Origin of the sequence: Marivita sp. S2033 (genome assembly GCF_046592965.1) — a bacterium.
Taxonomy (GTDB): Bacteria; Pseudomonadota; Alphaproteobacteria; order Rhodobacterales; family Rhodobacteraceae; genus Marivita.
This window is the reverse complement of sequence record NZ_JBISBV010000006.1, coordinates 181,136-208,044: the sequence shown is the minus strand read 5'-3', so window position 1 is coordinate 208,044 and position 26,909 is coordinate 181,136. Positions and strand designations below refer to the sequence as shown.

The window sequence follows — 26,909 nt, the reverse complement described above, 5'->3', positions numbered from 1 at the left end:
AGTTTCCGGAGACCCAGATGCCCCCTTACGTTATCGAGCCGCCCGCCCTCGTCACCCTGCCTGTCGCTGGCACCGAGGCGCGGTTTCCCGTCCGCCGGGTCTATTGCATCGGGCGCAATTATGCCGCACATGCGATCGAGATGGGGCATGATCCCGACCGCGATCCGCCGTTCTTTTTCCAGAAGAACCCCGACAACCTCGACCCGTCGGGCGAGTTTCCCTACCCGCCCCGCTCTACGGATGTGCATCACGAAGCCGAGATGCTGATCGCGTTGAAATCGGGCGGCAGCGATATCGCGGTGGGCAATGCGCTGGAGCATGTGTTCGGCTATGGCCTGTCGCTCGACATGACCCGGCGCGATCTTCAGGGCACAGCCAAGAAGATGGGCCGCCCGTGGGAAATCGGCAAGGCGTTCGAGCGTTCCGCCCCCTGTGGGCCGGTCCATCCCGTTACAGATGTCGGCCATCCCGATCATGGGCGCATTGCTCTGTCGGTGAACGGCGATCTGCGGCAGGAGGGCGATCTGAACCAGATGATCTGGAAGGTGCCCGAGATGATTTCCTATCTGTCGGAGTATTTCACGCTCGCCGCAGGGGATATCATCCTGTCCGGAACACCTGCGGGGGTTGGCCCGGTGGCCAAGGGTGACGTGTTGGAGATGTCGATTGCCAGCTTGGGCGACCTGACGGTTCGGGTCGTCTGAGACGAGTGGACAAGCGGCCAAGCGCCTGCAACTCTGCACGAAACGCCACACGGGGACGCGAGATATGGACAGCAGATCAACAGCCGCAATCGAGATTGCCAAGAGCGGCGGCGCGATGGCGCTGGAGTATTTCCGGCGTGTGAACGAGTTGAAGATCGTCGACAAGGGCGTGCAGGATTTCGTGTCCGAGGCCGATCAGAACGTCGAGCTGCATGTCCGCTCTCTGATCGAACAGGCGTTTCCCGAGGATGGCATCGTCGGAGAGGAACACGCGCCGAAACAAGGCACCTCCGGCTATCGCTGGGTGATCGACCCGATTGACGGGACGACCAATTTCATCAGCGCGATTCCCGCATGGACGGTCGTTCTGGCGGTGGTCAAGGATGACGCCACGCAGATCGGCGTGATCCTTGATCCGGTGCATGACGAGATTTTCCACGCGGTGCGCGGACAAGGCGCAACCCTCAATGGCGCAAAGCTGGTCTGTCCGGCGGACGCGGCGTTCGACCGTGGCAGCCTCAGCACCGGCTATTGCAACCGGTCGGACAAGGGCAAGACGGTCAGGCTGATCGACGAAGTGTTGGCGCGCGACGGCGTGTTTCACCGCAATGCGTCGGGCGCGCTGTCATTGGCCTATACGGCGGCGGGGCGACTGATTGGGTATGTCGAGGAGCATATGAACGCGTGGGATTGTCTGGCCGGACAGTTGATCATCGCCGAGGCGGGCGGGTGCGTTGAACAACAATCTGCCGACGACATGATCGCGCATGGCGGCCGCGTCGTGGCGAGCAGTGCGGGTATCTTCGACGAGTTGGTGGAGATCGCCGACAAGGTGCTTGACGGTTAATCCGCAGGCAGCAGGACCGGGCCGATCCTGTCCAGCCCCACAGTGATCTCATCCCCCGCGACCCACGGGGTGTCCACGTTTTCGCTGATCGCAAAGACCGCGCCGAAGCTGGCCTCAAGCGTGTATTCCATCCGGCTGCCGACATAGGTCGCCTTGGTGACGGTCATGCCGATGCCCTGCTCTGCGCCCAGTTTGAACCGCGTCGGGCGCACGGCAAGGTTGGCCGGTCCGACTGTCAATCCGCGCGCGGGGAGTTGGTGGTGCAGATCGCCGACCTGGATCTGCGCCATATCGCCCTGCACGTCCGTGATCTCGCACGGGATGATGTTCGCCTCGCCGATGAAATCCGCGACGAACCGGTCGGCCGGCGCATCGTAAAGCTCGCGTGGCGGGCCGACCTGCGCGATGGCGGCGTTGCGCATCACGACGATTTCGTCCGACACCGCCAGCGCTTCTTCCTGATCGTGGGTGACATAGACGACCGTGAGGCCAAGCGATTGCTGGATGTCGCGGATGTCTTCGCGCACCTGTCGGCGCAGCTTGGCGTCAAGGTTCGACAGGGGTTCGTCAAACAGCAGCACCTGCGGTTCCAGCACCAGCGCGCGGGCGACTGCGACGCGTTGTTGCTGGCCACCCGAAAGTTCGGACGGCAAACGGTCGCTGTAGCCCTTGAGGCCCACCAGATCGAGCCCCTGATGCGCGCGGTTGAGCGTTTCGGATTTGTCGAACCCCGAAAACGTCAGCCCGTAGGACACGTTCTCGATCACGCTCATATGCGGGAACAGCGCGTAGGACTGAAACACCATCGACACGTCGCGGTCGGTTGCGGGCAGCAGCGTCACGTCCTGATCGCCGATGTAGATCGCACCCTCGGTGGCGATTTCCAACCCGGCGATCATCCGCAGCGTCGTGGTCTTGCCGCAACCCGACGGACCCAGCAGCGTGACCAGCTTTCCCGCCTCGATCTCGAGGTTGATGCTGTCGACGGCGACCACATCCTTGCCATAGACCTTGGTGACATTGCGAAAGCTGACCGGCGCGGCCTTTGCATTGATGCTCATAGCTGTGATCCCTCAAACATTGGTGCGCGACTGGCCCAATCGCCGCCCGATCGCGGTACGCCCGACCATCAGTTGCATCGCCGTCACCACCGCCAGCATGACGAAGATCAGCGTTGTGGAATAGGCAATCGCAAGCCCGTAGTCGTTATTCTCGACCCGCCCGATGATATAGCTCGTTGCCATGTCGTATTCAGCCGACACGAGGAAGATCACCGCCGAAATCGCCGTCATCGCCCGCACGAAACTGTAGACCAGCGCCGCAAGGATCGCCGGGCGCAGCAAGGGCAGGATCACGCGGCGGAAGGTTTGCCATGAATTCGCACCCAGCGTCAGGGAGCTTTCGTCAAGCGATTTGTCCAGCTGCGACATGCTGGCGATCCCGGCGCGCACGCCCACTGGCATGTTGCGGAAGATAAAGCTGACGACAAGGATGATGCCGGTGCCGGTGATCTCGATAGGCGGCACGTTGAAGGCCAGAATATAGCTGACCCCGATCACCGTGCCGGGAATGGCGAATGACAGCATGGTGCCGAATTCAAACGCGTTCTTGCCCCGGAACGTCTGCCGCGTCAGCAGATAGGCGGTGATCAGCCCGACCACGGCCGTCAGCGGCGCGGCAATGCTCGCGATCTTGAGCGTGGTCCAGAAACTGTCCCACGCCGCGCCGGTCCAGCGGATGCCGTCCTCGTCAAGCCGCAGCGAAAAGGCGGTGCCGTAATGCTTGAGCGTGAGGGTGTTGTTGACGCCCCAAAGCTCGACCACCGAGCCGTAGAAGATCATCAGGTAGACCACGATTGTGAACGCCACCCAGATCATCGCGATGGCCAGCACTGGGATCGACAACCCGCTTGGCATATGCGGATGCACGCCACTGTCGCCCTTGCCCGACACCGTGGTATAGCTTTTCTTGCCAAGCCAGAAGCGTTGGGCGTAAAACGCGCCAAGCGTGAAGCAGAGCAGCACCATCGCCAGCACGGCGGCCTTGCCCTGATCGTATTGCGCCCCGACGATGGCAAAGAAAATTTCCGTGGACAGCACGTCGAAATTGCCACCCAGCACCAGCGGGTTGCCGAAATCGGCCATGCTCTCGATGAACCCCAGCAGAAACGCATTGGCGAGACCCGGGCGCATCAGCGGCAGCGACACGGTTCTGAACACCTGCCATTTGCTGGCCCGCAGGGTTTGCGCCGCCTCCTCCATTGACGGCGACACGCCTTCGACGACGCCGATCAGCACCAGGAACGCAATGGGCGTGAACGCCAGCGTCTGCGCGATCAGGATGCCCGGCAAGCCGTAAAGCCAGCGCGTCGGCTGCACGCCGAACACATCGGCGACGAACACGGTGACCGAGCCCGACATGCCAAACAGCAGGATCAGCGCAAGGCCGATGACGAAGGGCGGCGTGATGATCGGCAACACCGTCAGCGCCCGCAACCCCCGTTTGAAGCGAAAGCCCGAGCGGGTGACGACCAGCGCAAAGACGAGGCCGAGGATGGTGGTGATCAGCCCGACCATCACCGCCAGAAACAGCGAATTCCACGCCACACCGCAGCGCCCGCCGGTCAGGCACCCCAGCCCCCAGAGCCTGTCGTCAAAGAACTTGCCAAAGAACACCGCGAAGGAATAGTCGCCATCCTGCGTGATGAAGGCGGCGGTGAGCATCTTGGCGATGGGAAAGAACACGAACACCGTGACGATCACCACGACGCCACCGATGGAGCTGACGACAAACACATCGCCATTGATCGCGCCACGCGCGGCGATGCCTTGGGTAAAGATGAACAGGAATGCCGACGCGCAGATCAGAGCACCATAACCCATGCCGTACTGGCGATCCTCGAGATCCCCGAACAGCGCTTCCAGCCAGCCGAAACTCCAGCCCCTGATGCCGATGGCAAAGCCCTGAAACACCAGCCAGCCAAAGCCGAAGGCGCCTGCCGCAATCAGCACCTTGGCATAGACAGGATCGCTCTTGCGCCGCCCCAAAACGGCAAGCGGGGCCAGCAGCGGCAGGATCATCGGCGCAAGCCACAGCTTTTCACCCTGCCCGATCAGGAACGCGGCGGGCGCGTAATCGCTGTCGAACGGATAGCCATCCAGTACCCATTCGAAGGCAAAGACATCTTCGATCCCGTACCACGGCAGCACGAAAAAGCCGACCAACCCGGCGACGATCCAGAAGATCAGAACCGGGTTGGACGTGGTGTCAGAGGTGACCTTGCGCATGGTTATTGCGGCAGGGTCGAGACCTCTTCATCCCATTTCTGCAACAGCCGCTGGCGGGTGTCGGACGCGCCATAGGTGCGGAAATCATAGTCGATCAACTTGATCTGGCTCATGTCGGGCGCGCTGTCGGAGGTTTCGGCGTTGACGTTGGAGGGCACCTGATACGCCTTGACCTGCAACGCAAGGTTCTGTGCCTCCGGGCTTAGCGCCCAGTCATAGAACGCCTTGGCGCTGTCCATGTTGCGCGCGCCGTCGATGATCGACATGGAGCCGATCTCGTAGCCGGTGCCTTCGCAGGGTGCGACTACCTCGACCGGGAAGCCGCTGACCGCCTGTGCCACGGCGTCATGCATGAACACGATGCCGATGGTGGTTTCGCCGCGCCCGGCCGCCTTGATCGGGGCAGAGCCGGATTTTGTGTACTGGTTGATATTGGCGTGCAGGCCCTTCATGAATTCAAAGCCTTCGTCTTCGCCGAACAACTGCACCATGGTGGCGAGTGCGGTATAGGCTGTGCCGGATGAATTCGGGTTCGCCATCTGCACATGGCCCTTGTACTCGGGTTTGAGCAGGTCTTTCCAGCAGGCCGGTACGGGCAGGTCGTTCGACTCCAGAAGATCGCGGTTATAGCCATATCCCAGCGCGCCGGAATAGATGCCGATGGTCTTGTTATCGGCGCTTTCGGCTTGCGAGATAGCCCAAGGGTGCAACTGGTCGCGCATCGGCGAGATGTATTCCGCCGTCAGGCCTTCCTCGGCGGCCTGCAAATGCGGATCGCCCGTGCCGCCCCACCAGACGTCGCCGCGCGGGTTGGAGCTTTCCGCCTTGATCTGGGCAAATGTCTCGCCCGAGGACTTGCGCGTCATCGCCACGTCGATGCCGGTTTCGTCCTCGAAACTGTTGGCCATCAACTGGCACCATTCTTCCTGCGCCGAGCAATAGAACGTCAGCTTGTCGGCTGATGCCGCGCCGGTGGCTGCAACGAATGCCAGCACGGATGCGCCGGTCAATGTCTTGAATTTCGTCATGTTTGTGGTCCCCCTATGGACTTTTCTTGTTCTCATTGAAGCCGAGCCTAGGGAGTCATTTTTGATCTGGCAAGAAAATCAGCGCCGTTGGAGCGCCGTTTCTGCACAGCGCGGATCAGACCATCCAGAAGCCGTTCTTCTTGATCTGCTGGCGGATGGGTTGTTCGCGCGACGGCAGATGATCCCGGTCAAACAGCGCGCGCACCTTGTGGCCGCGGTTTTGATAGATCATCCGCTTAAACGGCTCATAGCCCTTGAGCAGCTTTTTCACCTGATTGGGAGCGGCGATCCGTTCCAGCAGGTCGACCACGCCGTCGCTTTCGCGCGCGTAGAGCAGCGGCATGTTGCGGTAGTGAACGCTTGTCTTGCCGTCCAGATACCCCGGCGCAAGCGCGTCGCGCCCGCCGCCCAGCTTGTGGATCACCAGAGACAGCGCGATCTGGTCGAGCCACGGCTTGAGCGGCTGACAGATCAGTGGCTCTGGCGGGTCTTGCTGGATCGAAAGCGCCATATCGAGAAAGAGTTGGCCGAACTCATGCGGGCATTGGTAATAGAAGAACCCGGCGTTGAAATAGAGATACCGCCGCCAGTATTCATCGGGCTGGTCAAGATCGAGCGAGCTTTGGAAATCGAGATCGAAGCGGTCATAGAGCGACTTCCAGATCTCGCCATACCCCGGACCGTAGAGTTCGAGCTGCGGCCACGTTCCCTCGACCCGCAACGACGCGCCGGGTTTTGAAAAATCGAACGGCACGTCCCCCAGTTCGCCGGTGATGAGCGTATCGGTGTCGAAAAACACAAACGGTTCGCCCTTGGGCAGCGCGAACAGCGCCTCGATCTTGTTGCCATAGGGGTAATCGCTGCCGAATTGGCGATTTTCGAACGGCAGTATCGTCGCGCCCTGCGCTTCGATCATCTCCCGCAACGGCTCGGGGCGGATGGTTGGGTCGGTGTTCCAAAGCGCGCCGGGCTGCGGCTCGGCGACATAGAGCCTGAAGCGCGGATCCCTGGTGTTGGCCGTCATCGAGAGCGCAAATAACAATGCCTCATACGCCAGCCGCCCCATCTGGCCGATGATCAACACATTGATGGGGTTCGGGGGTGCCGGGCGGCGTGCCATGACGATCCTTTGGCGGTCTGCTCTTGGTTTTTCCGCCACTATAGGCACGCCGCCCCGCTCCGCCTAGAGCAGAGTTCAGGGTGTGTCGATCTCGTAGACAAGTGTTACCCCGGCGCGCAGTTCGGTCTCACCCTGCGCCACCGGAACGCCCGAGTCCGACGCCCGCGCCATGCCCAGCATCTCGGGTCGCGGCGACCCACGGCCGGTTTCGCTGAGGTCGATCAGATCGCCCAGGGTGACGCCGGCGGCCTTGGCAAACAGCTCGGCACGCGCACGTGCGTCCGCGACCGCCTTGATGCGGGCTTCGTTCATCAAAGGCTCCGGCTCGGACAGGCTGAACTGCAAGCCGCCCAGATCGGTCGCACCGTCGCCCAGCACCGCGTCGAGCACTTGTCCCAGCTTTTCCAGATCGCGGATCCGCACGGTCACGCGGTTTGACGCCTGATAGCCGTCGATGCGCGGCCGCTCGTCATTGTTCGAGCGGTTGGTCCAGACCGGGTTGAGCGTCAGATCGGAGGTTTGAATATCGCGCGGCGCGACCTCCAGTTCTGCCAACTGGTCCAGAATCGCCGAGGTGATCGCCGAGGTTTCGTCCATCGCCGCCTTGGCGGTGTCCGCCTCGGCGCTGGCCCCCATGGTGATGACGGCCATGTCGGGCACCGCAAAAACGCTGCCCTCGCCGGACACGGTGATCCGGCCGCTTTCATCGGCCCAAGCGCTCGAAACGCCCAGAACGACCGCGATTGCTGCGAGATAGGTTGTAAATCGGTTCATGATTGCCTTCATTTTGCTGATGTCTGCATGTCTGTCGCCACCATCCCCAAGCGGGCACCCGCTGGCAAGCGGTCTTATGGTCTTGCGCGAAAGCCTGCTTTGACGCACCAAAGAGTTATTCAGATGACTCCCATCCTGCGAGAATGGCTGTTAAAATGGCGGTATGACTCCAGACCTGGCCCTCACCCTTTCGTTTGACGGTATTTCGCTGCTGCACCGCGTGCCCGGTGGCTGGGCGCGTGTTGGCGATGTTGCGCTGGATGCCGATGATCTGCGCGCCGCGCTCGCGGATTTGCGCACCGAAGCGGACGCGCTTTCAAGCACCGGCGGGAAGGTCATGCTGGTCGTTCCGAACGAGCAGATCAAATATCTGAGCCTGCCCGACGCCGGACAGGATGCCGACAGGTTGCAAGACGACATCCGCGCAGCGCTGGACGGCGCCACGCCCTATGCGGTCGAGGATCTGAGTTTTGACTGGTCCCGGTCGGATGGCCAGATCCATGTCGCAGCCGTCGCCAACGAGACTCTGGACGAGGCTGAAGCCTTCGCAAAGAGCCACCATTTCGAACCGGTTTCGTTTGTCGCGGCCGCACCTGACGGCGCGTTCAGCGGCGAGGTGTTTTTCGGAGCCGCCGCCAGTTGGACCGGATCTGCACCATCCAGGGCCGACTCCGCGATCACCATCGTCGCCACGCCCCTGCCCACGGCAAACGATGTGACCGATCAAACGGTGACAGACGCGGGTTCCGAAGATACGGCCGACAAGGACAGCGCAAAGGACGATCAGTCCGACGCGACCGAGGCATTGAAGCCCGGTGCCGCCAAAGACACACCAAACGCCGACGAGACCGATCACACCCCTGCCGCTGACGCCACGCCGCTGGCAGTCGCACAGCCCGACGCGACGCCAGCCCCCGCGTTCACGTCGATCCGCGCCTCGCGCGGGGACGTCCCGCCGCAACCTGCCTCCAAACCCGCGCCGCGGGTGCCGACCGCTCCAAGCGCCGCGCCACCCTCCAAACTGGGTAGCGCGCGTGGCACTGGCAAAGGTACAGGTACAGGCAAGGCCGATGTGACCGGACCAGTCTTGCAGGTCGAGACGGCCGACGATCCGGCGCCACGCAAGGGGTTCGGCTTTTTCACCCGCCGCGCTACCAAGGAACCGGCCGCCACGCCCGCCAAGGCTCAAACCGGTCCGTCAAAACCGGGCGCAGCGCCCCAGCCAGCCAAACCCCCGCATGATCCCGGTCCGGCGCGCGCCGCTGTGGCGCGCATTGCGGCGATGCGGGCGGGGCGCGATCCTGACGCAACGCCGGACGCCCAGACCGCGACCCCGAACGAGCGCCAGCGCATGACGGTATTCGGTGCGCGCACCGAGCCGCAGATCGGTGGCAAGCCGCGCTTCCTCGGCCTGATGCTGACCGCCGCGCTGTTGGTATTCCTGTTGGCCGTCGCCGCGTGGGCGAGCGTTTTCCTTGACGAAGGCATCTCGCGGTTCTTCAATCGCGACGACGCCACCCCGTCGATTGCACGGATGCCGGATGTCGAATTCGAGCCGATCGACGGATCAGTCACCGCACCGCCCGACACCGAGAGCGACGTCGAAATGGCGGCGCTCGACACCGGCGATGTGAACACGCCTGAAGCTGACGGGCTCTCCGACTTGCTGCCGCCGCCCGCCGCGCTGACCCCGGAAGAAGCCGACGCGCGCTATGCCGCAACCGGCATCTGGCAACGCGCACCCGCAGCGCCAGCGCCTCCGGCTCTGACGACGCTTGACGATCTCTACGTTGCATCCATCGACAAGAGCGTTCAACAATTCGACGCGATTGCCCTGCCCGGCGCGCAAGCCTTGCGCAACGACGAAGCTTACCTGTCGCTGCCCAATCCCGCCCTGCCCGGCACGCGCTATGATCTGGACGAGCGCGGTCTGGTCATCGCGACACCGGAAGGCGCGCTCAACCCCGAAGGAGTGCGCATCTTTGCCGGTCTTCCGCCCGTCGTCCCACCCGCGCGCCCGCAAGCGCCCGAAATTGTGCCCGAACTCGATACCGACGCGGTGATTGCGGATGCGGTGTTGCAAGGGTTCCGCCCGCGCCCGCGCCCCGGCGGTTTGGTGGAAGGCAACGAACGCGCGCAACTGGCCGGAAACACCCGCGCCGAACTGGCCGCGCTGCGCCCCTCCGCGCGACCCGAAACCCTCAAGGCGCAAGAGGAAGAGGCCCAGCCCGAAGCCACCAGGTTCGCGGTTGCGCAATCCTCAGCGCCCGTCACACGGCCGCGCAACTTCGCCGCCATCGTCGAGCGCGCGCGAAAGGCCGAAGAATCACGCCCCGCTCAAGTGACCCAGGCCGCCGCAGTTGCGCCGCGTGCGGTTCAGCCCAAGATCCCCTCGTCCGCCAATGTGGCGCGGCAGGCCACGATCAGCAATGCGATGAACATGCGCCGCATCAATCTGATCGGCGTTTATGGCAAACCCGCAAACCGCCGCGCGCTGGTGCGTCTGTCGAACGGGCGCTACCAGAAGGTCAAGGTGGGCGACCGTTTGGACGGCGGGCAGGTTGCCGCCATCGGCAACAGCGAACTGCGCTATGTGAAGCGGGGCAAGAACGTGGTTCTGGACATGCCGGGCGGCTGAGCGCCCAAGGATTGGGCATTTCCTGTCGCGGCACGACGGTAATTTCCAATCAACCCGTAAAACCGCGCCACATCCGGTTGCCAAGCCGCCACCGACCCTTGCATCCTGCGCATCAATAAAAAGGCACGTCGAGCATGGGTGAGTTTCTTTTTCTGGCATCGGTCTTTCTGCTGGCTGCGGTGATCGCGGTTCCCATCGCGTCACGCCTCGGCCTCGGGTCGGTGCTGGGCTACCTGCTTGCCGGAGTTGTCATAGGGCCGGGGTTCGGGCTTGTCACCGACACCACCGACCTCCAGCACTTTGCCGAGTTCGGCGTGGTGATGATGCTGTTTCTCATCGGGCTAGAGCTGGAGCCGCGCGCCTTGTGGGATATGCGCCATCGCCTGATCGGGCTGGGTGGTTTGCAGCTCCTGGTGACCATGCTCACGGTCATGGTCGCGGCGTTGTTCATGGGCCAGGTCTGGCAAGTCGCGCTGGCCATTGGCATGATATTTGCGCTCTCCTCGACCGCGATCGTGTTGCAAACCCTGACCGAGAAGAACCTGATGCAAACCGGCGGCGGACGCTCGGCGTTTTCGGTGCTGCTGACGCAGGATATCGCCGTCATTCCGATGCTGATCTTCCTGCCGCTGCTGGCGCTTCCACATCAGCCGACAATCAACGAGGACGGTTCCATCGCGCGCAACCTCGCAGAGCATGGCGACGAGGCGCATGATGTGGCGATATCGCTGGTCGAAGGGCTTCCCGGTTGGGGGGTGACGCTTGTCACGCTGGGGGTGGTGGCGATGATCATTCTTGGCGGCATCTACGGCGCGCGTCCGATCTTTCGCTATATCCACGCCGCCCATCTGCGCGAGATGTACACCGCGCTGGCCTTGCTGATCGTGATCGGGATCGCGTTTCTGATGACAACTGTCGGCCTGTCACCGGCGCTTGGCACCTTCCTCGCCGGAGTGGTGCTGGCGAACAGCGAGTTCCGGCATGAGCTGGAATCCGACATCGAACCGTTCAAGGGTTTGCTGCTGGGGTTGTTCTTCATCACCGTGGGTGCGGGCATTGATTTCGGGCTGCTCTCCTCCGAACCGCTGACGTTCCTGGGGCTCGCGCTTGGCCTCATGGTGCTCAAGGGTCTCATCCTTTATGGTCTGGGGCGCGCGTTCCGGCTGCGCGGGCGCGATCAATGGCTGTTCACTCTGGGGCTGGCGCAGGCGGGGGAATTCGGCTTTGTGCTGATCTCGTTCTCGCTGCAGCAATCCGTGTTGCCTGCCGGCCTCGCGGATCGGCTGTCGCTGATCGTGGCGCTGTCGATGCTGATCACACCGCTGGCGTTCATGATTTACGAGGTGCTTTCGAAGCGGATCAACGACGGGCTGGACGACCCCGAACACGACACCATCGACGAAAAAGGCGCTGTCATCATTGCTGGCATCGGGCGGTTTGGCCAGATCGTCAACCGGCTGGTGCAATCGGTGGGGGCCAAGACGGTGGTGATCGACAACAATCTGCAAACCATTCAACTGATGCGCCGCTTTGGCTTTCAGGGATTTTTCGGTGACCCCCTGCGCCCTGATTTGCTGCACGCGGCCGGGATCGACGAGGCGCGCGTTCTGATGGTGGCGCTGGATGATCCGGATGCTGCCGAACGGCTGGTGCGATACGCCCGCCGCATCCGGCCCGACATCCATATCGTCGCGCGTTCGCGGGATCGCACCCACACCTACCGGCTGTATCAGGCCGGGGCGAACGACATCGTGCGCGAATTGTTCGACGGCTCGTTGCGCGCAGGCCGTTATGTGCTGGAAAATATCGGGCTCAGCGAATTTGAAGCGGCAGAGGCCGAAAAGCTGTTTTACCGTCACGACCGCCATTCGGTGCGCGAGCTTGCCAAGCTCTGGCGCTCCGACGTGCCCTCGGCACAAAACGAACCCTACATCGCCCGTGCCGTCGAGCTTGAGAAGGAGCTGGAAGCCTCGCTTCTCGCCGCGCTGGAAAACACCGAGGACGATGTTAAATAAAAAAAACGGCCCCTCGCAGGGGCCGCATTTTTCGATCTTCCGGCTGGTTTGGCTTACGCCGCAGCAGCGGTGCGAGATGTCAGCACATCGCCGATCTGCTTGGCCGCAACCACTTCGTCGCCACCCGATACCGCACCGACCTCACGTGTCAGACGCTCCAGCGCCGCTTCGTAAAGCTGACGCTCGGAATAGCTCTGCTCGCGCTGGTCGTCGGCGCGGTGCAGGTCGCGCACGACCTCGGCAATCGCGATCAGATCGCCGGAGTTGATCTTTTGCTCGTATTCCTGCGCCCGGCGCGACCACATGGCCTTCTTGACCTTGGCCTTGCCTTTGAGCGTTTTCATCGCCTGCCCGATCACATCGGGAGAACTGAGCGAGCGCATGCCGATTTCCGTTGCCTTGTGTGTCGGCACGCGCAGTGTCATCTTGTCCTTCTCGAACGAGATCACGAATAGCTCCAGCGTGATGCCGGCGATTTCCTGCTCTTCGATCGACACGATCTGGCCAACGCCATGCGCGGGGTAGACAACAAAATCATTCGGGCGGAATTCGGATTTCTTGGACTTGGACATTCGGTACCTTTCTTGGCGTGCACCCGTGTGATAACAGACAAAAACAACGCACGGAGGCACAGCTTCCGTTCGTTTCCATATCGCGTTTCAAAGCAAGCTTGTTTCAGCTTCAAACCCTGCACTGGCAAGGCGCGTATCCCACAGGTCTCATTTCTGAAGACACTATAGCACGAATCGCGTGATCGCGGTAGTCTGGTGGTTGACGCGTTAAATGCGTTCGCGATCAAGGCGTTAGGCTAAAAACCGACCGGCAGCGCCCGGTCGGGGTGCGAATCGCTATCCGCCCTCACCCGGCGCTTCGGAGAAGTATTTGTCCAGTTTTCCGGGCTCGCCATCTTTTTCGTCGGCACCGGGCAACGGATCTTTCTTGGTGATGATCACCGGCCACATCTCTGAATACTTGCGGTTGAACTCGACCCATTGCTCCATGTCCGGCTCGGTGTCGGGACGGATGGCGTCTGCCGGACATTCGGGTTCGCACACGCCGCAGTCGATACATTCGTCAGGATGGATCACCAGCATGTTTTCGCCCTCGTAGAAACAATCCACCGGGCACACCTCGACGCAGTCGGTGTATTTGCAGGCGATGCAGTTGTCGTTGACGATATAGGTCATGGGCGCGGTCCGTTCGTGCTTTGCAGGCTAGCTAGTCCACCGCTCCGGATCATTCAACCATGTCCGAGCGGGTTTGTTGCAAAGCGCGACGATCTTTCTTGGTTGGACGTCCCTTGCCCTCAAAGCGGGGGGTGTGCGGCTCTGGCTCGCGCGCTTGGGACGGCGACAGATCGTCATAGAGCGCCTGCGCTTCGGGGGCCGGACCGCGCCGTTCGCCAAGCGCCAATACCTTGATCACCCGCACCTCGCGCGCCTGTGGAAAGGTCAGAACATCCTCGGCTGTCACCGCATGGGCCGGTTTGGAAATCGGTTGCCCGTTCACCCGCAGTTTGCCGGCCGACACGATCTTGGCGGCAAGACTGCGGGTCTTGAAGAACCGCGCGTGCCACAACCATTTGTCCACGCGCAGCTTCGTTGTCGGCTCGGTCAACTCAGTCTTTGCCCTTCAGACCCATCAGCGCGGCGGCGAATGGATTGTCAGGGTCAATCTGCTTTTCCTTCTTCGGGGGGCGCGACTGGAAGGATTTCTCACCTTTGTCCCCACCCGGCTTGCCCTTGGGCTTGCCTTTTCCGCGCGGACGGTCGCCCTGCGGCTTCCCGTCACGGCGTGGTTTTGCACCGCCATCACGGCGGGGCTGCCGGTCGGGGCGGGTGCCGCGCCAGGTGAAGCGGTAGAACACCTCGGTTTCCGGACCGGCAATGGCCGCGTCTGGCACCGCACCGGGCGAGATCTCGGTTTCGGAATTGACCGGGATGGGAGTTTCTTCGGGCGCATCTGTCGGCGTATCGGCCACGGGCGCGATCCCGTCGGCGGGCATTTCCGCAGCCGCGTCGGAAATATCGGCCGCCTCGGGGGCGGTTGCCGGATCGGGGTTGGTGCCCGGCGCGCCTTCCTGTGCGGTGTCCATGACCGGAGTGTCCGAAATCGGCACCGCGCCATCCTCGGCCGCGTCCTGCTCTCTCGCCGTGGCAGCATCCGCACCCGGTACGACGGCATCGACCGCACGCACCTTCTCGCGCTCTCCGCGCTCGGCCTTGTAGCCAAGACCCTGCATCAGGTCCGCGAACTGCTCCAAGGTCAGACCGGTGATCGACAGCATGTCGGGGTTGGCCTCAAACCCGCCCCGGCTGTCTTGCGCGCGCAGAAGATCGGCCAGACGTTCCAGCATGTCGATGCGGATCGCCCGATCACCGGCGGCGCGGTATCCGGCCACGGTGTGATGTTCCGGCGGCGTGCCCGGCGTATTCGGGACGGTGACAAGTCCGGGTGGTGGCGCTTCGGGGAACGTGTCGAGGTTCTTGGACAGGCTCCACAGCACCAGCCGCAGCCGAGTCGGTGCAGGTTTCAGCAAGAGCGGCATGAAAATGGTGAACTGGCCAAAGCGCAGCCCGTGCTTGCGCAGCATCCCGCGCGCATCCTGATCGAGCGCCTTGACGTCCTCGACAACTTCCGAGCGCGGCAAGATGCCCATCGCCTCGCCGATGCGGAACGCGAATCCACGCGCAAGCCCGCTCAGCGTTTCATCGTTCTGAAGGTTGATCAGCGGTTCGAACAGGGCGGCAATCTTGCGGTCGATGAAGTGCTGCAAGCGGCGCTGCACCTTGGCCGCAACATCCGGTCCCGCTTCGTCATCAACGAACGCGACGACGCGCGGTTTCAACGGATCATCACCCGCCGCCAGTTTACCGATCGCCTGATCGCCCCACATGAGACCACCCTGCTCGGTAAAATCCATCTCGGTGTCGGGGGCATTGTAGAACCGATCCGCCCGGAGATGGAAATGCGGCGCGAGCGCCTGCAAGGACGCTGTTTTCAACGTCTTGGCTTCCTGTCCGGTCGCGTCCTTGTCCTGGCGGAACCGGAACCCTTCGAGCCTGCCGACGAATTCGCCTTCGACGGTGACTTCACCCTTGTCATTCACTTCGGCCAAAAGGGCCTCCTTCTGTTTCAACCGGCGCAAAAGCACGGATGTGCGCCGATCAACAAATCTCTGGGTCAAACGCTCGTGCAGCGCGTCCGACAATCTGTCTTCTACAGCGCGTGTCTGGTCGCGCCAATGGCTTTCGTCCTGCACCCAGCCTTTGCGCTGCGCGACATAGGTCCACGTGCGGATATACGCCAGTCGTTTGGATAAAGTGTCAATGTCGCCATCTGTCCTATCGATCCGGTTGACCTGACGCGCAAGAAAATCGTCAGGGATCGCGCCGCGTTGGTGCAGGTGCGAAAAGATAACGTCCAAAAGGCCAGCATGTTCCGCATGAGATATGCCGCGGAAATCCGGAATGCGGCATACATCCCACAAAAGCTGTACGGATCTCGGATCAGAGGCACGCGCCTGCACCTCGGCCACTGCGCTGAGCGCCTTCAGGGCTTGCAGATCGTCGGCCTCGCGCGCCTTGAGCAGACGGTCGTCATTCGGGCTGACTTCAAGCGAGGCAATCAGCGTCTCGATGCTGCCGAAGCGCAGATCGGAGCTGCGCCAGTTCAGCTTTTTCAGCGGCGTGAAGCGATGGTTGCAGATCGCCTCGGCCACCTCGTCGGGAATCGGCCCGGCCTCTCCGGTGACGCCGAATGTGCCGTTCGACATGCCGCGCCCTGCCCGTCCGGCGATCTGCGCCAGTTCGTTCGGCATGAGGGGACGCATCCGCCGACCGTCGAATTTCGTCAGCGAAGAAAACGCGACATGGTTGATATCAAGGTTCAACCCCATGCCGATGGCGTCGGTCGCCACAAGGAAATCGACCTCGCCGTTCTGGTACAGATCGACCTGCGCGTTGCGGGTGCGTGGCGACAACGCGCCCATGACCACCGCCGCCCCGCCTTTCTGGCGGCGCAGCAGCTCCGCAATCGCATAGACGTTTTCCACCGAGAAACCGACGATGGCCGTGCGGGGCTGCAACCGGCTGATCTTTTTCGATCCGGTATAGGAGAGCTGGCTCATCCGCTCGCGGCGGACAAACTCGACACCATCCACGAGCCCGGCGATCGGGCCGCGCATCGTGTCCGACCCCATGAACAGCGTTTCGCGTTGCCCGCGCATGCGCAGAAGGCGGTCGGTGAACACGTGGCCGCGCTCGGGATCGGCGCAAAGCTGGATCTCGTCGATACCGACGAAATCGCAGCCCATGCCCTCGGGCATCGCCTCGACCGTGCAGACCCAATAGGTCGCACGCGGCGGCACGATGCGTTCCTCGCCGGTGACCAGCGCCACCACCGAGGGGCCACGCACCGAGACGATCTTGTCATAGACCTCGCGCGCCAAAAGGCGCAGCGGCAGGCCGATCATGCCGGTGCGATGGCCCAGCATCCGTTCGATGGCGTAATGGGTCTTGCCAGTGTTGGTCGGGCCAAGAATGGCCGCGACCCGCGCGTATTCGGCCATGTCACCTGCCTTGTGCCGCCCCATCAGGGCGTCGGTTCATTAAAGGGACGTTCCCGTCACCCGACGCTCCAACCGCTCCAACGCATCTTCCACGTCGGAATCGTGCGGTCTCAGGGTGAGTACCCGTGAATAGGCATCATAGGCAAGCTCGGGCTTGTCGACCTGTTCCAGGATCGCGCCCAGCCCGCGCAACGCTCCGAAATGCTGCGGGTTGAGCGCCAGTGTCCGCTCCAGCGCATCTGCGGCCTGTCCCAGCATCTCGACACGGTAATACGCCAGCGCCAACGCGTGCCAGCCCTCGGCAAAGTCGGGCGCGTGATCGGTCAGCGCGCCCAGATGCTGGAGCGCGGCATCCGTATCTCCGGTTTCCATTGCATCCTGACCGCGTTTCAGCAGCAAATCCATCGTCGGCGAGCCGGATTTCGACCATTCCCGTCGCACCTGACGCTCCAGACGCGCCGCCGTGGTGTCGTCTTCGGCCTGTGCGAGGCGGTCCAGCAGTGACGGCGCGTCCTCGTCCTGCGCGAAGACCGGGGCTGCTGCGAACCCGGTGACGAAAAGAAGTGCCGCAACGGCAGATTTGTAATTGCGCATCGTGAACCTCATACCTCATCTTGAGTTTAGCGTGACGTTGGCCAAATGCCAGCACCCTGAACAGGAACGCGATCACAAGGAGAAGAGCGTATGAGCGATGTTGTGGCACAGGCCGTGACCGGACTGAACGAAAAGCTGGACGGCGGCGGAATTGACGGCACCGCGCTGTTTAACATCGAAGGCGAAGGCAGCGTGATCGTCGACGACGCCGGTGCACGCGCGGGCGATGGCGATGCCGACGTGACCTTCAACGCCGACGCCGATACGTTCCGCGAAATCTTCGACGGCTCGCTCAACCCGACGACGGCGTTCATGTCGGGCCGCATGACCATCGACGGCGACATGGGTCTGGCGATGAAGCTGGCGGCCACGCTGGCCTGATGGCCGAACCGGCCCCCTTTCGCGCCGATCTGGCCGAAGGGCCACCGACCGACGCATTCTGGCTGCACACCTCTGACGGGGTGCGCATCCGGGTGGGGCACGCGTGCGCCAAAGGTGCCAGCGGTGCCAAGGGCACGGTGTTCATTTTTCCGGGGCGCACCGAATATATCGAGAAATACGGCCGCAACGCCAAGGATTTCGTGCGCGCCGGGTTTGACACCGTGGCGATTGACTGGCGCGGTCAGGGCATGGCCGACCGGCTGATCGACAACGCGATGGTGGGTCATGTCGACGAATTTCTGGATTTCCAGAAAGACTGGGCCGCCGTGCGCGCCTTTGCAAAGCAGCAGAACCTTCCGCGCCCCTGGCATCTGGTGGCGCATTCGATGGGTGGCAGCATTGGATTGCGCGCGCTGTTGAACGGCGCGGATTTCAAGGCGGTGATGTTCAGCGGCCCGATGTGGGGCATCAATATTTCAAGCTATCTGCGCCCGGCGGCATGGTCGCTGACATGGGCTGCATCAAAGCTGGGCCAGGGGCATCGTATCGCGCCCGGGATGTCTCTGATGAGCTATCCCAAGGCCGAACCGTTTGACGACAACCTGCTGACAACCGATCGCGATATGTATGATTACATGCGCCATCAGGTCGAGGAAGAGCCGCAGTTCGGTCTTGGCGGACCGTCGCTGGCCTGGCTCGGCAGTGCCCTGAAGGAATGCAACGCGCTGGCCGGCGAACCCTCGCCCGCGATCCCGGCGCTGTGTTTTGTCGGGTCGAACGAACGCATCGTCGACACGGCGCGTATTCGCGAACGCATGATGCACTGGCCGGGGGGCAAGCTGTTGCTGGTCGATGGGGCAGAGCACGAGGTTCTGATGGAAAGCCTCAACACCCGCCGTCAGGTGGAAGGCGCGGCGATCTCGCTGTTCTCGAGTTTTGCGCCGTAACAAGGGCGCGATCAACGGGCCGGTCTGACACATACTGTCAAGCCGAAGCGCGCCGCCGGTCGGACACCAAGGCAACCCACTGGCCGCACGCGGCGTTGGCACTACAATGAGCCCTATGTCAAACCCAGTCCTGACCTTTACCGAACGCGGCATCTACTGCCCCGCCGGCGATTTCTACATCGACCCGTGGCGTCCGGTGGACCGCGCACTGATCACCCACGGCCATGCCGATCACGCCCGCCCCGGCCATCGCCGGTACCTGTGCACCGACGGCTGTGCACCGGTGATGAAGCACAGGCTGGGCGATATTTCTGTAGAAACCGTTAAATTCGGCGAGACGCGTAAAATCGGCGAAGCTTCGGTGTCCTTTCACCCGGCGGGCCACCTGCCCGGCTCTGCCCAGATCAGGGTCGAGGTGGCGGGCGAGGTCTGGGTGGCGTCGGGTGACTACAAGGTTGTGCCCGATGGCATATCCGAGCCGTTCGAGCCGGTCCGCTGCCACAGCTTCATCACCGAATGCACCTTTGGGTTGCCGGTCTTCAAATGGGAGGATCAGGCCGATGTGGCCACCGATCTTAACGCCTGGTGGGCGCGCAATGCGGCAGACGGCAAGACCTCGATTCTCGGGGCTTACTCTCTGGGCAAGGCGCAGCGTCTGCTGTCGATGGTCACACCCGAGATCGGCCCGATCCTGACGCATGGCGCGGTCGAGAACACCAACGCGGTGCTTCGCAATCAAGGTTATGACTTGCCCGACACGATCCATGTCACGCCAGACCTCAACCCGAAAGATCACCCCGGAGCGCTGGTGATCGCGCCGCCTTCGGCGCTCGGCTCGCAATGGGCACGACGGTTCGGGGCGTCCTCGACCGCGTTTGCATCGGGCTGGATGCGCTTGCGCGGTGTGCGCCGCCGACGCGCGGCGGATCGCGGGTTTGTCGTCTCCGATCATGCAGATTGGCCGGGGCTGATGCAGGCGATCAAGGCAACGGGCGCGGAAAACATATATGCGACGCATGGTTACACGGATATCTTCGCGCGATGGCTGAACACGCAAGGCTATAATGCCCAAGTGGTGCCCACCGAATTCGGTTGCGAGGATGACGAGACGGAGGCCGCATGAAAGATTTCGCCGCCCTCTTCACCGCCGTCGACCAAACCACAAAGACAACGCTCAAGACAAACGCCCTGGCAGAGTTCTTCGCCACCGCGAGTGACGAGGATAAACTCTGGACCATCGCGCTCTTTTCGGGCCGCCGCCCCAAGCGCGCCGTGACCACCACGCAACTGCGCGAATGGGCGGCCGAGGTCGGCAACATCCCGTTGTGGCTGCTGGAGGAAAGCTATCCGATCGTCGGCGATCTGGCCGAAACAATCGCGCTCACCTTGCCGCCCCCCAGCCGCGAAAGCGATCTGCCGCTGACCCATTGGATCACCGAACTCAAGGCACTTGCCGGTCAGGACATCGGCGAGCGAAAGACCCGTATCCTTGACGCGTGGGACCAGCTTGATGCGACCGAGCGCTTCTTGTTCAACAAGCTGATCACCGGCGGTTTTCGCATTGGCGTCAGCCAGAAACTGATGACACGTGCCTTGGCCAAGGCTACAGGTCAGGAGGAGGCCAGCCTTGCGCATCGCCTGATGGGCGGTTGGACGCCCGAAACCACCAGCTTTCATGCGCTGATCGAGGCCGACGACCCAGAGGCTGACGAAAGCCGCCCCTATCCGTTCTACCTCGCCTACCAGTTGGAAGACGGGCCAGAACCGCTCGGTGATACCGGCGATTGGCAGGCGGAATGGAAATGGGACGGCATCCGCGGACAGCTGATCGTGCGGCGCGGTGCGCATCACGTCTGGTCGCGCGGCGAGGAATTGATGACGGACCGCTTTCCCGAATTTGCACGGCTGCGCGATTTCCTGCCCGACGGCACGGTCCTCGATGGCGAGATTGTCGCGTGGGACGGGGCGCAGCCGCATTCCTTCAATACGCTGCAAGCCCGCATTGGCCGCAAGACGGTGCCGAAAAAGCTCCTGGCCGAGGCGCCTGTGGTCCTCATCGCCTATGATCTGCTTGAGGCGGACGGACAGGATTTGCGCGCCCTACCGCTGGAGAATCGCCGCGCGCGAATGGAGGCGCTGCTTGACGACGTGCCGCCAGACGCCCCGATCCGCGCCGCGCCGCCTCTGGCATTCGACACATGGGACGCCCTCGCAGACATCCGCGCCAGCGCGCGCGATCACCGCGCCGAGGGGCTGATGCTCAAACGCAGGGACAGCCCGTATCTTGCCGGTCGCAAGAAAGGCGACTGGTGGAAATGGAAGCTCGATCCTCTGACGGTGGACGCGGTGATGATCTATGCCCAGCAAGGCAGCGGACGACGCGCCAACCTGTTCACCGACTTCACCTTCGCGGTGTGGAACGGCAACGATCTGGTGCCGTTCACCAAAGCCTATTCCGGGCTGACCGACGCCGAATTCCGCAAGATCACCGCATGGGTGCGCAAGAACACGCTGCAACGGTTCGGCCCCGTACGCCAGGTCACACCACACCATGTCTTCGAAATCGCCTTCGAGGGCATTCATGCCTCGCCGCGCCACAAATCCGGCATTGCATTGCGGTTTCCACGCATGTCGCGCTGGCGCCATGACAAGCCGATGCAGGAGGCCAACAGTCTGGACGATCTGAAGGCGCTGCTGGAAACCTACGGCTAAGCCGGGTGTCACTAGCTGCTTTGAACGCTTTGCCCTTGAACCTTCGGCCCTTGGGGCACAGGTTTCACACCAACACATCACAGGAGACACCACATGCTGCGCACGCCCACACCGACCCATGACGCTAACGCCTCCAACGGCAGCAAGGATCTGGGCGACCTGCCGGAATGGGATCTGAGTGACCTTTACGCCTCCGAGGACGCCGCCGAACTCAAGCGCGATCTTGATTGGCTGGAAGAGGCGTGCCGCAGCTTTGCCAATGATTACGAGGGGAAGCTTGCAGGGCTGGACGCGGATGAATTCCTGAACGCGATCCACCGGCACGAAAAGATCGAAAACGTCGCCGGACGGATCATGTCCTACGCCGGTCTGCGCTATTACCAGCTCACAACCGATGCGGATCGGGCCAAGTTCCTGTCTGATCACCAGGAAAAGATCACCGTCTACACGACGCCGCTGGTGTTCTTCACGCTGGAGCTGAACCGGATCGAGGATTCCACCATCGACGCGCTGTTCGAGGAAAACGCCGATCTGGCGCGCTACAAGCCCGCCATCCGCCGCATCCGCGCGATGAAGCCGTATCAGCTGTCCGACGAGATGGAGAAGTTCCTGCACGACATGGGCGTCGTTGGCGACGCGTGGGAGCGCCTGTTTGATGAAACAATCGCCGGGCTGGATTTCGAAGTCGACGGAGAGCCGCTCAACATCGAAGGCGTTCTGAATCTGCTCACCGAGCAGGATCGTTCGGTGCGCGAAGCGGCGTCGCGCGAACTGGCGGCGGTGTTTGCCGAAAACATCAAGATCTTCGCCCGCGTCCACAACACACAGGCCAAGGAAAAAGAGGTCATGGACCGCTGGCGCGGGATGCCATCGGCCCAGACCGGACGCCACCTCAGCAACGATGTGGAACCCGAAGTCGTCGAGGCGCTGCGCGATGCCGTGGTTGCCGCCTACCCCAAGCTGAGCCACCGCTATTACGAACTCAAGCGCAAATGGCTCGGGCTTGAGCGGATGCAGGTCTGGGATCGCAACGCGCCGCTGCCGATGGAGACCACAAGGACCGTGGGCTGGGACGAAGCGCAAGAAACGGTGATGAACGCCTACACCGAATTTGACCCCCGCATGGGCGAGATCGCCAAGCCGTTCTTCACCCAGGGCTGGATCGATGCGGCGGTCAAACCGGGCAAGGCACCGGGCGCGTTTGCCCATCCCACGGTCACCGACGTGCACCCCTACGTGATGCTCAACTACCTCGGCAAACCCCGCGATGTGATGACCCTCGCACATGAGCTGGGCCACGGTGTGCATCAGGTTCTGGCCGCCGATCAGGGCGAGATGCTGGCCTCCACACCGCTCACCCTGGCCGAGACGGCAAGCGTCTTCGGTGAAATGCTTACCTTCCGCCGGATGCTCGACAACGCCAAGAACGACGCCGAAAAGAAGGTGCTTCTCGCCGGCAAGGTCGAGGATATGATCAACACGGTGGTGCGCCAGATCGCGTTTTACGACTTCGAGTGCAAATTGCACGAGGCCCGGCGCGGTGGAGAACTCACACCCGATGACATCAACGCGCTCTGGATGAGCGTGCAGGCCGAGTCTCTTGGGCCGGCATTCGATTTCATGGATGGCTATGAGACCTTCTGGGCCTATATCCCGCATTTCGTGCACTCGCCGTTCTATGTTTACGCCTACGCGTTCGGTGACGGTCTGGTGAATGCGCTTTACGCAGTTTACGAGGAAAACCCCGACGGGTTTCAAGACAAGTATTTCGACATGCTCAAGGCGGGCGGATCAAAACACCACAAGGATCTGCTTGCCCCGTTCGGTCTTGATGCCAGCGATCCCGAATTCTGGGACAAGGGGCTGAGCATGATCTCGGGCTTCATCGACGAACTGGAAGCCATGGAAGCGTGACGCGATATTTTCCCGTCGGAGCCTCCGGCGGGGATATTTGAGGCAAGAAGAAAAAGGTAACACCTTCTTAACGGTTCGTCCCGATAATGGACGCACGGTACAGGCGGGGACGCCGATGACCGTGCAAGGAGAAAACCCTCGTGCTTTCTTCGAGGGGCCGTCCCGATCGGGGCGCCCCCTTTCTTCTTGCTGAAAATATCCCTGGGGGAGTCCGCCAACGGCGGACGGGGGCAGCGCCCCCTTGCACGCTCGGACTTGCTCTGGCGGTCACTTCAACTGGCTGTCTTTCGATCCGCGCCGGTTGATGCCGCCGCGCGCCTGAAAGGCGCTGTCGCGTTCCTGCTGGCAGTCGACACACAGTTTCACGCCCGGCAGCGCAAGACGGCGCTTTTCCGGGATCGGTTCCTCGCATTCCGCGCAATGGGTGAGGCTTTCGCCAACCGGTGCCTTGCGTGCTTTCAGGCGCGCGAGTTCATCGTTGATCGACGCGTCGATCTGCTCTTGCACCGCGCCATCGCGTGCCCATCCGCCTGCCATGTCATCCTCCGGATCGTGTTCTTGCCGATCCTCAAAATATGGGGACCGGGCTCTGACTTGGCAAGATCAGCGCACCGGCCCGCTCTTTCCTTTGACCCGGCGCCCGCTATGTCGCAGTCCAAGGAGAGGTCACATGCGCATATTTCTGACAGCAATCTTCATCTCGATCGCCGGACTGGCCCATGCCGCCGCAACCGATCACGTCTTTGCCTCGATTGACGGCGGCGAAATCAATCTGGCGGATTGGCGCGGGCAACCGGTGCTTGTCGTCAACACCGCATCGCGCTGCGCCTACACGCCCCAGTATGACGGGTTGCAAGACTTGTATGACACGTACCGTGCGGATGGATTCGTGGTTCTGGCGGTGCCGTCGAACGATTTTCGCCAGGAACTCGCCTCCGAAGAGCAGGTCAAGGATTTCTGTGCGGTGAATTTCGATCTGGATCTGCCGATGACCATCATCACACCCGTCCGTGGCAGCGAAGCGCATCCGTTTTATCGCTGGCTCAAGGCGGAGACGGGCTTCGAGCCGGGCTGGAATTTCAACAAGGTCTTGATCGGGCCTGACGGCCGCGTCGCGGCGACCTTCGGATCGAACGCGCGACCGATGTCGCGGCCGGTGACCAGCGCGATCACCAGCCTTCTTGAGTGATCAGTTTTGCAGGTAGCGCCAGATATCGTCCTTTAACGCGCCCCGCTTCTTGCGCAGGTCGGTTTCGGCAAGCGAATCCATCGGCTCTACATTGGTTTCGGCGCGATGCACCTGTCGGTTGATCTCGTGATATTCGTCGAACATCCGGGCAAAATGCGCATCCGACTGCTTGAGTTCGCTCATCTTTCCGGCGTGTTCGGGAAATTCTTCGGCAAGTTCATGGGGTGTGTGCGTCATCGTCGGTATCCTCTGTGACTGTGTCAATTCTCAGTCTGACAGAGCGGTGACCGCGTCGCATTGACCCCGATCAAACCGCGCCTCACTTTCGCGCTTTCCGCCATCCGGCAGCGCGCGCTTCGGCTTCGGAGCAGAACCATTTTTCTCCCTTGGTGGCCGAGATGCGGGTCGCGTCGTAATAGTCCTGCCCCGGCACATGGTAGATGCGCACACCCTTGCTGCTGATATTGCCCTTGATCGTGCACGCGGAGTTCAGCGCATTGGGCAACCAGCCGCGTTTTGCGGATGCGGTTTTATCGGGCACCCTGACTGTCTTGGCACCCGTCTCCCCACGGACCTGTACGGAATGTCCCGGCACCTGGCGGGCCGCGCGAAACGCCGACGGCGACATGACGTTCGTGGCGTGCAGCCCGCGCGCCGCGATGGCCGCGCCCTTCTCGGCCAGGTCGTATTCCATGCCGTATCGACGATAGGCAAAGGCAAGACCGGAGGTGACAAGCGTCGCGCCCATGTCGATGCCGTCGATCCGACATGTCGCGACGGTCCGGCCATAGCGGTCGGTGTCGCGGGACTTGCAGATCGCGGATTTCCCCTCGAACAGAGCGCGGGTTTCGCGCTTGACCCAGTCACCGCAGGCCCAGGTCGCGCCGGTGTCATCATCGCACATCTGGTCAAGTTCCGGCGCGTCGATGGCGTGCAGGCGAACGCGTGTGCCGCCGATATCCATCGTGTCGCCATCAATGACATGAACCCGACCCTCTGGCGCGGCGATGGCGGTGGTCGCGAGGCAGAGCGCGGCGGTGATACACAAATTCCTTAACATGCCGTAAATATCGGCGCAGAATCTGGCAATACAATGAAAAGTTGTTGGAAAGGTTAAGCCGGTCGCGGCGTGAGGGCGCTGCCCTCACACTCCCGAGGTATTTCCGGCCCAAAGAAGCCGGGGCGGGATGCCTATTCCCACTCCATCTCCTCGAAGACACGGCCTGCGTTCTTGGTCGCCAGTTCCTCGAACGTGTCAAGATGCGCCCAGTTGGACTGATCGACGTAATAGGCATCACTCAGATCACCACCGGCGTCGATATGGGCGCCGATCTTGGCGCGCAAATCCTTGATGTAATCTGATGTATAGCGGGTCACCTGTGCCATGTTGGTCGGGTGGCCGTGGCCGGGAATGACGTATGTTGCGCCAAGGTCGGTGAACGGGCCATCGAAGGTTTCGATCCAGGCGTCGGTGTCGGTTTCGGGAAAGATCGGCGGCATCCGTTCGTGAAAGGCGATATCGCCTGCGATCACGATGCTCCATTGGGGAATCCAGACCTGCGCATCGCCCGGATCATGCGCCGGGCCAAGGTGCAGAACCTCGATTGTCACGTCGCCCATCTCGACAACGTGTTTGTCCGAGAAGCTGAGATTGGGCACGACGACCTCGGTGCCCTTGGCCTTGTCTTTGTTGTAGCCCTGCATTCCTTGCAGGATGAAATCGCCGTTCTTCTCGACCTCGGCAATGGCATCCTCATGGGCGAGGATATCGACGCCCTGCTCCGCCCAGTAGGAGTTGCCGAGCATGGCGTGGCCCTGCCCGTTCTCGTTGATCACCAGCTTGACCGGCTGGTCGGTGACCGCCTTGATTTCCTCGTGCAGCGCCTTGGCCAGTCGGGCGGAGGCACCGCCATTGATCACCACCACGCCGTCGCCGGTGACGATGAAGCTGAGGTTGTTGTTATGGCCCGAGTTTTCATAGGTCGGCGGCGCAGTCGCGCCGATGGCCGAAAAGACATGCGGGATCACTTCGACGGGTTTGTTGTAAAGCTCCGATTGCGGATACTTGTCGGCAATGTCCTCGCTGGCAAAAGCGGCGGATGCGGTCAGGGTTGCGGCTGTGATGGCTGTCAAACGCATGGGAACCTCCTCTGGGTTGGCCATACATTCACGAATGCGAATAATAAATG

At 62.1% G+C, this 26,909-nt stretch carries 24 protein-coding genes; 10 read left to right on the top strand and 14 right to left on the bottom strand.

Features of this window, described 5'->3' with window-relative positions:
- Window positions 1-17: 17 nt before the first annotated feature.
- Window positions 18-704: a fumarylacetoacetate hydrolase family protein gene (locus tag ACGKZZ_RS12440; RefSeq protein WP_411223890.1), complete on the top strand. Its 687-nt coding sequence runs from the start codon at window positions 18-20 to the stop codon at window positions 702-704.
- A gap of 64 nt (window positions 705-768) precedes the next feature.
- Window positions 769-1,551, top strand: a complete 783-nt coding sequence (locus tag ACGKZZ_RS12435) for an inositol monophosphatase family protein (protein WP_411223889.1) — start codon at window positions 769-771, stop codon at window positions 1,549-1,551.
- On the opposite strand, the gene ACGKZZ_RS12430 is transcribed toward ACGKZZ_RS12435, so the two are convergent.
- The 5 genes from ACGKZZ_RS12430 to ACGKZZ_RS12410 all read right to left on the bottom strand — a co-directional run bounded on the left by ACGKZZ_RS12430 (window position 1,548) and on the right by ACGKZZ_RS12410 (window position 7,760).
- Window positions 1,548-2,612, bottom strand: a complete 1,065-nt coding sequence (locus ACGKZZ_RS12430; RefSeq protein ID WP_411223888.1) for an ABC transporter ATP-binding protein — start codon at window positions 2,610-2,612, stop codon at window positions 1,548-1,550. The genes ACGKZZ_RS12435 and ACGKZZ_RS12430 overlap by 4 nt on opposite strands.
- Before the next feature lie 12 nt (window positions 2,613-2,624).
- The gene (locus ACGKZZ_RS12425; RefSeq protein WP_411223887.1) at window positions 2,625-4,838 is read right to left on the bottom strand and encodes an ABC transporter permease; all 2,214 of its coding nucleotides are present in this window, start codon (window positions 4,836-4,838) and stop codon (window positions 2,625-2,627) included.
- A gap of 2 nt (window positions 4,839-4,840) precedes the next feature.
- Window positions 4,841-5,866: an ABC transporter substrate-binding protein gene (locus tag ACGKZZ_RS12420; protein WP_411223886.1), complete on the bottom strand. Its 1,026-nt coding sequence runs from the start codon at window positions 5,864-5,866 to the stop codon at window positions 4,841-4,843.
- A gap of 115 nt (window positions 5,867-5,981) precedes the next feature.
- Window positions 5,982-6,986: a hypothetical protein gene (locus tag ACGKZZ_RS12415; RefSeq protein WP_411223885.1), complete on the bottom strand. Its 1,005-nt coding sequence runs from the start codon at window positions 6,984-6,986 to the stop codon at window positions 5,982-5,984.
- 75 nt (window positions 6,987-7,061) lie between these two features.
- Entirely contained in the window at window positions 7,062-7,760 is a 699-nt protein-coding gene (locus ACGKZZ_RS12410; protein WP_411223884.1) for an SIMPL domain-containing protein, read from the bottom strand.
- A 163-nt stretch (window positions 7,761-7,923) separates the two neighbouring features.
- On the opposite strand from ACGKZZ_RS12410, the gene ACGKZZ_RS12405 reads away from it, so the two are divergent.
- Both ACGKZZ_RS12405 and ACGKZZ_RS12400 read left to right on the top strand, forming a co-directional pair.
- Window positions 7,924-10,398, top strand: a complete 2,475-nt coding sequence (locus ACGKZZ_RS12405) for a hypothetical protein (RefSeq protein WP_411223883.1) — start codon at window positions 7,924-7,926, stop codon at window positions 10,396-10,398.
- 134 nt (window positions 10,399-10,532) lie between these two features.
- Window positions 10,533-12,413, top strand: coding sequence for a monovalent cation:proton antiporter-2 (CPA2) family protein (locus tag ACGKZZ_RS12400; RefSeq protein ID WP_411223882.1), 1,881 nt, complete (start codon window positions 10,533-10,535; stop codon window positions 12,411-12,413).
- A 53-nt stretch (window positions 12,414-12,466) separates the two neighbouring features.
- Here the strand turns inward: ACGKZZ_RS12400 and ACGKZZ_RS12395 are convergent, their stop codons facing one another.
- From ACGKZZ_RS12395 to ACGKZZ_RS12375, 5 genes are all read right to left on the bottom strand, one after another.
- Entirely contained in the window at window positions 12,467-12,985 is a 519-nt protein-coding gene (locus tag ACGKZZ_RS12395) for a CarD family transcriptional regulator (protein WP_411223881.1), read from the bottom strand.
- A 276-nt stretch (window positions 12,986-13,261) separates the two neighbouring features.
- Window positions 13,262-13,600, bottom strand: coding sequence for a ferredoxin FdxA (gene fdxA, locus ACGKZZ_RS12390; protein WP_411223880.1), 339 nt, complete (start codon window positions 13,598-13,600; stop codon window positions 13,262-13,264).
- A 49-nt stretch (window positions 13,601-13,649) separates the two neighbouring features.
- Entirely contained in the window at window positions 13,650-14,030 is a 381-nt protein-coding gene (locus ACGKZZ_RS12385) for an RNA-binding S4 domain-containing protein (protein ID WP_411223879.1), read from the bottom strand.
- 1 nt (window position 14,031) lies between these two features.
- Window positions 14,032-16,983, bottom strand: coding sequence for a helicase-related protein (locus tag ACGKZZ_RS12380; protein WP_411223878.1), 2,952 nt, complete (start codon window positions 16,981-16,983; stop codon window positions 14,032-14,034).
- A gap of 39 nt (window positions 16,984-17,022) precedes the next feature.
- On the bottom strand, window positions 17,023-17,589 hold the full coding sequence (locus ACGKZZ_RS12375) for a tetratricopeptide repeat protein (protein ID WP_411223877.1): 567 nt from the start codon (window positions 17,587-17,589) through the stop codon (window positions 17,023-17,025).
- Between the two features lie 78 nt (window positions 17,590-17,667).
- On the opposite strand from ACGKZZ_RS12375, the gene ACGKZZ_RS12370 reads away from it, so the two are divergent.
- From ACGKZZ_RS12370 to ACGKZZ_RS12350, 5 genes are all read left to right on the top strand, one after another.
- Window positions 17,668-17,958: an SCP2 sterol-binding domain-containing protein gene (locus ACGKZZ_RS12370; RefSeq protein WP_411223876.1), complete on the top strand. Its 291-nt coding sequence runs from the start codon at window positions 17,668-17,670 to the stop codon at window positions 17,956-17,958.
- Window positions 17,958-18,905 carry an alpha/beta fold hydrolase gene (locus tag ACGKZZ_RS12365; RefSeq protein ID WP_411223875.1) on the top strand — a complete coding sequence of 316 codons (948 nt, stop codon included), beginning with the start codon at window positions 17,958-17,960 and terminating at the stop codon, window positions 18,903-18,905. Before ACGKZZ_RS12370 ends, ACGKZZ_RS12365 begins: the two co-directional genes overlap by 1 nt.
- Window positions 18,906-19,020: 115 nt before the next feature.
- A complete protein-coding gene (locus ACGKZZ_RS12360; RefSeq protein ID WP_411223874.1) occupies window positions 19,021-20,028 on the top strand; it encodes a ligase-associated DNA damage response exonuclease in 1,008 nt (335 codons plus the stop codon).
- Window positions 20,025-21,617, top strand: a complete 1,593-nt coding sequence (locus ACGKZZ_RS12355) for an ATP-dependent DNA ligase (RefSeq protein WP_411223873.1) — start codon at window positions 20,025-20,027, stop codon at window positions 21,615-21,617. Before ACGKZZ_RS12360 ends, ACGKZZ_RS12355 begins: the two co-directional genes overlap by 4 nt.
- Before the next feature lie 93 nt (window positions 21,618-21,710).
- The gene (locus ACGKZZ_RS12350) at window positions 21,711-23,531 is read left to right on the top strand and encodes a M3 family oligoendopeptidase (protein ID WP_411223872.1); all 1,821 of its coding nucleotides are present in this window, start codon (window positions 21,711-21,713) and stop codon (window positions 23,529-23,531) included.
- Window positions 23,532-23,798: 267 nt separating this feature from the next.
- On the opposite strand, the gene ACGKZZ_RS12345 is transcribed toward ACGKZZ_RS12350, so the two are convergent.
- Window positions 23,799-24,068, bottom strand: a complete 270-nt coding sequence (locus tag ACGKZZ_RS12345; protein ID WP_411223871.1) for a DksA/TraR family C4-type zinc finger protein — start codon at window positions 24,066-24,068, stop codon at window positions 23,799-23,801.
- Between the two features lie 133 nt (window positions 24,069-24,201).
- Between ACGKZZ_RS12345 and ACGKZZ_RS12340 the strand changes: the two genes are divergently transcribed.
- Window positions 24,202-24,720 (top strand): glutathione peroxidase, encoded by a 519-nt coding sequence (locus ACGKZZ_RS12340; protein WP_411223870.1) that lies wholly within the window; start codon window positions 24,202-24,204, stop codon window positions 24,718-24,720.
- On the opposite strand, the gene ACGKZZ_RS12335 is transcribed toward ACGKZZ_RS12340, so the two are convergent.
- The 3 genes from ACGKZZ_RS12335 to ACGKZZ_RS12325 form a co-directional block, all read right to left on the bottom strand.
- On the bottom strand, window positions 24,721-24,957 hold the full coding sequence (locus ACGKZZ_RS12335; RefSeq protein ID WP_411223869.1) for a YdcH family protein: 237 nt from the start codon (window positions 24,955-24,957) through the stop codon (window positions 24,721-24,723).
- A gap of 82 nt (window positions 24,958-25,039) precedes the next feature.
- A complete protein-coding gene (locus ACGKZZ_RS12330; RefSeq protein ID WP_411223868.1) occupies window positions 25,040-25,780 on the bottom strand; it encodes a thermonuclease family protein in 741 nt (246 codons plus the stop codon).
- Window positions 25,781-25,911: 131 nt separating this feature from the next.
- Window positions 25,912-26,859, bottom strand: coding sequence for an MBL fold metallo-hydrolase (locus tag ACGKZZ_RS12325; RefSeq protein WP_411223867.1), 948 nt, complete (start codon window positions 26,857-26,859; stop codon window positions 25,912-25,914).
- Between the last annotated feature and the right edge of the window lie 50 nt (window positions 26,860-26,909).

Bases quoted from the DNA above. Each gene is read 5' to 3' on its own strand.
- ACGKZZ_RS12400 (WP_411223882.1), top strand. From the start codon at position 10,533: ATGGGTGAGTTTCTTTTTCTGGCATCGGTCTTTCTGCTGGCTGCGGTG.
- ACGKZZ_RS12350 (WP_411223872.1), top strand. From the start codon at position 21,711: ATGCTGCGCACGCCCACACCGACCCATGACGCTAACGCCTCCAACGGC.
- ACGKZZ_RS12430 (WP_411223888.1), bottom strand. From the start codon at position 2,612: ATGAGCATCAATGCAAAGGCCGCGCCGGTCAGCTTTCGCAATGTCACC.
- ACGKZZ_RS12375 (WP_411223877.1), bottom strand. From the start codon at position 17,589: ATGAGGTTCACGATGCGCAATTACAAATCTGCCGTTGCGGCACTTCTT.
- ACGKZZ_RS12335 (WP_411223869.1), bottom strand. From the start codon at position 24,957: ATGACGCACACACCCCATGAACTTGCCGAAGAATTTCCCGAACACGCC.
- ACGKZZ_RS12415 (WP_411223885.1), bottom strand. From the start codon at position 6,986: ATGGCACGCCGCCCGGCACCCCCGAACCCCATCAATGTGTTGATCATC.
- ACGKZZ_RS12410 (WP_411223884.1), bottom strand. From the start codon at position 7,760: ATGAACCGATTTACAACCTATCTCGCAGCAATCGCGGTCGTTCTGGGC.
- ACGKZZ_RS12380 (WP_411223878.1), bottom strand. From the start codon at position 16,983: ATGGCCGAATACGCGCGGGTCGCGGCCATTCTTGGCCCGACCAACACT.
- ACGKZZ_RS12405 (WP_411223883.1), top strand. From the start codon at position 7,924: ATGACTCCAGACCTGGCCCTCACCCTTTCGTTTGACGGTATTTCGCTG.
- ACGKZZ_RS12425 (WP_411223887.1), bottom strand. From the start codon at position 4,838: ATGCGCAAGGTCACCTCTGACACCACGTCCAACCCGGTTCTGATCTTC.
- ACGKZZ_RS12330 (WP_411223868.1), bottom strand. From the start codon at position 25,780: ATGTTAAGGAATTTGTGTATCACCGCCGCGCTCTGCCTCGCGACCACC.
- ACGKZZ_RS12370 (WP_411223876.1), top strand. From the start codon at position 17,668: ATGAGCGATGTTGTGGCACAGGCCGTGACCGGACTGAACGAAAAGCTG.
- ACGKZZ_RS12440 (WP_411223890.1), top strand. From the start codon at position 18: ATGCCCCCTTACGTTATCGAGCCGCCCGCCCTCGTCACCCTGCCTGTC.
- ACGKZZ_RS12325 (WP_411223867.1), bottom strand. From the start codon at position 26,859: ATGCGTTTGACAGCCATCACAGCCGCAACCCTGACCGCATCCGCCGCT.
- ACGKZZ_RS12355 (WP_411223873.1), top strand. From the start codon at position 20,025: ATGAAAGATTTCGCCGCCCTCTTCACCGCCGTCGACCAAACCACAAAG.
- ACGKZZ_RS12435 (WP_411223889.1), top strand. From the start codon at position 769: ATGGACAGCAGATCAACAGCCGCAATCGAGATTGCCAAGAGCGGCGGC.
- ACGKZZ_RS12365 (WP_411223875.1), top strand. From the start codon at position 17,958: ATGGCCGAACCGGCCCCCTTTCGCGCCGATCTGGCCGAAGGGCCACCG.
- ACGKZZ_RS12360 (WP_411223874.1), top strand. From the start codon at position 19,021: ATGTCAAACCCAGTCCTGACCTTTACCGAACGCGGCATCTACTGCCCC.
- ACGKZZ_RS12395 (WP_411223881.1), bottom strand. From the start codon at position 12,985: ATGTCCAAGTCCAAGAAATCCGAATTCCGCCCGAATGATTTTGTTGTC.
- fdxA (WP_411223880.1), bottom strand. From the start codon at position 13,600: ATGACCTATATCGTCAACGACAACTGCATCGCCTGCAAATACACCGAC.
- ACGKZZ_RS12345 (WP_411223871.1), bottom strand. From the start codon at position 24,068: ATGGCAGGCGGATGGGCACGCGATGGCGCGGTGCAAGAGCAGATCGAC.
- ACGKZZ_RS12420 (WP_411223886.1), bottom strand. From the start codon at position 5,866: ATGACGAAATTCAAGACATTGACCGGCGCATCCGTGCTGGCATTCGTT.
- ACGKZZ_RS12340 (WP_411223870.1), top strand. From the start codon at position 24,202: ATGCGCATATTTCTGACAGCAATCTTCATCTCGATCGCCGGACTGGCC.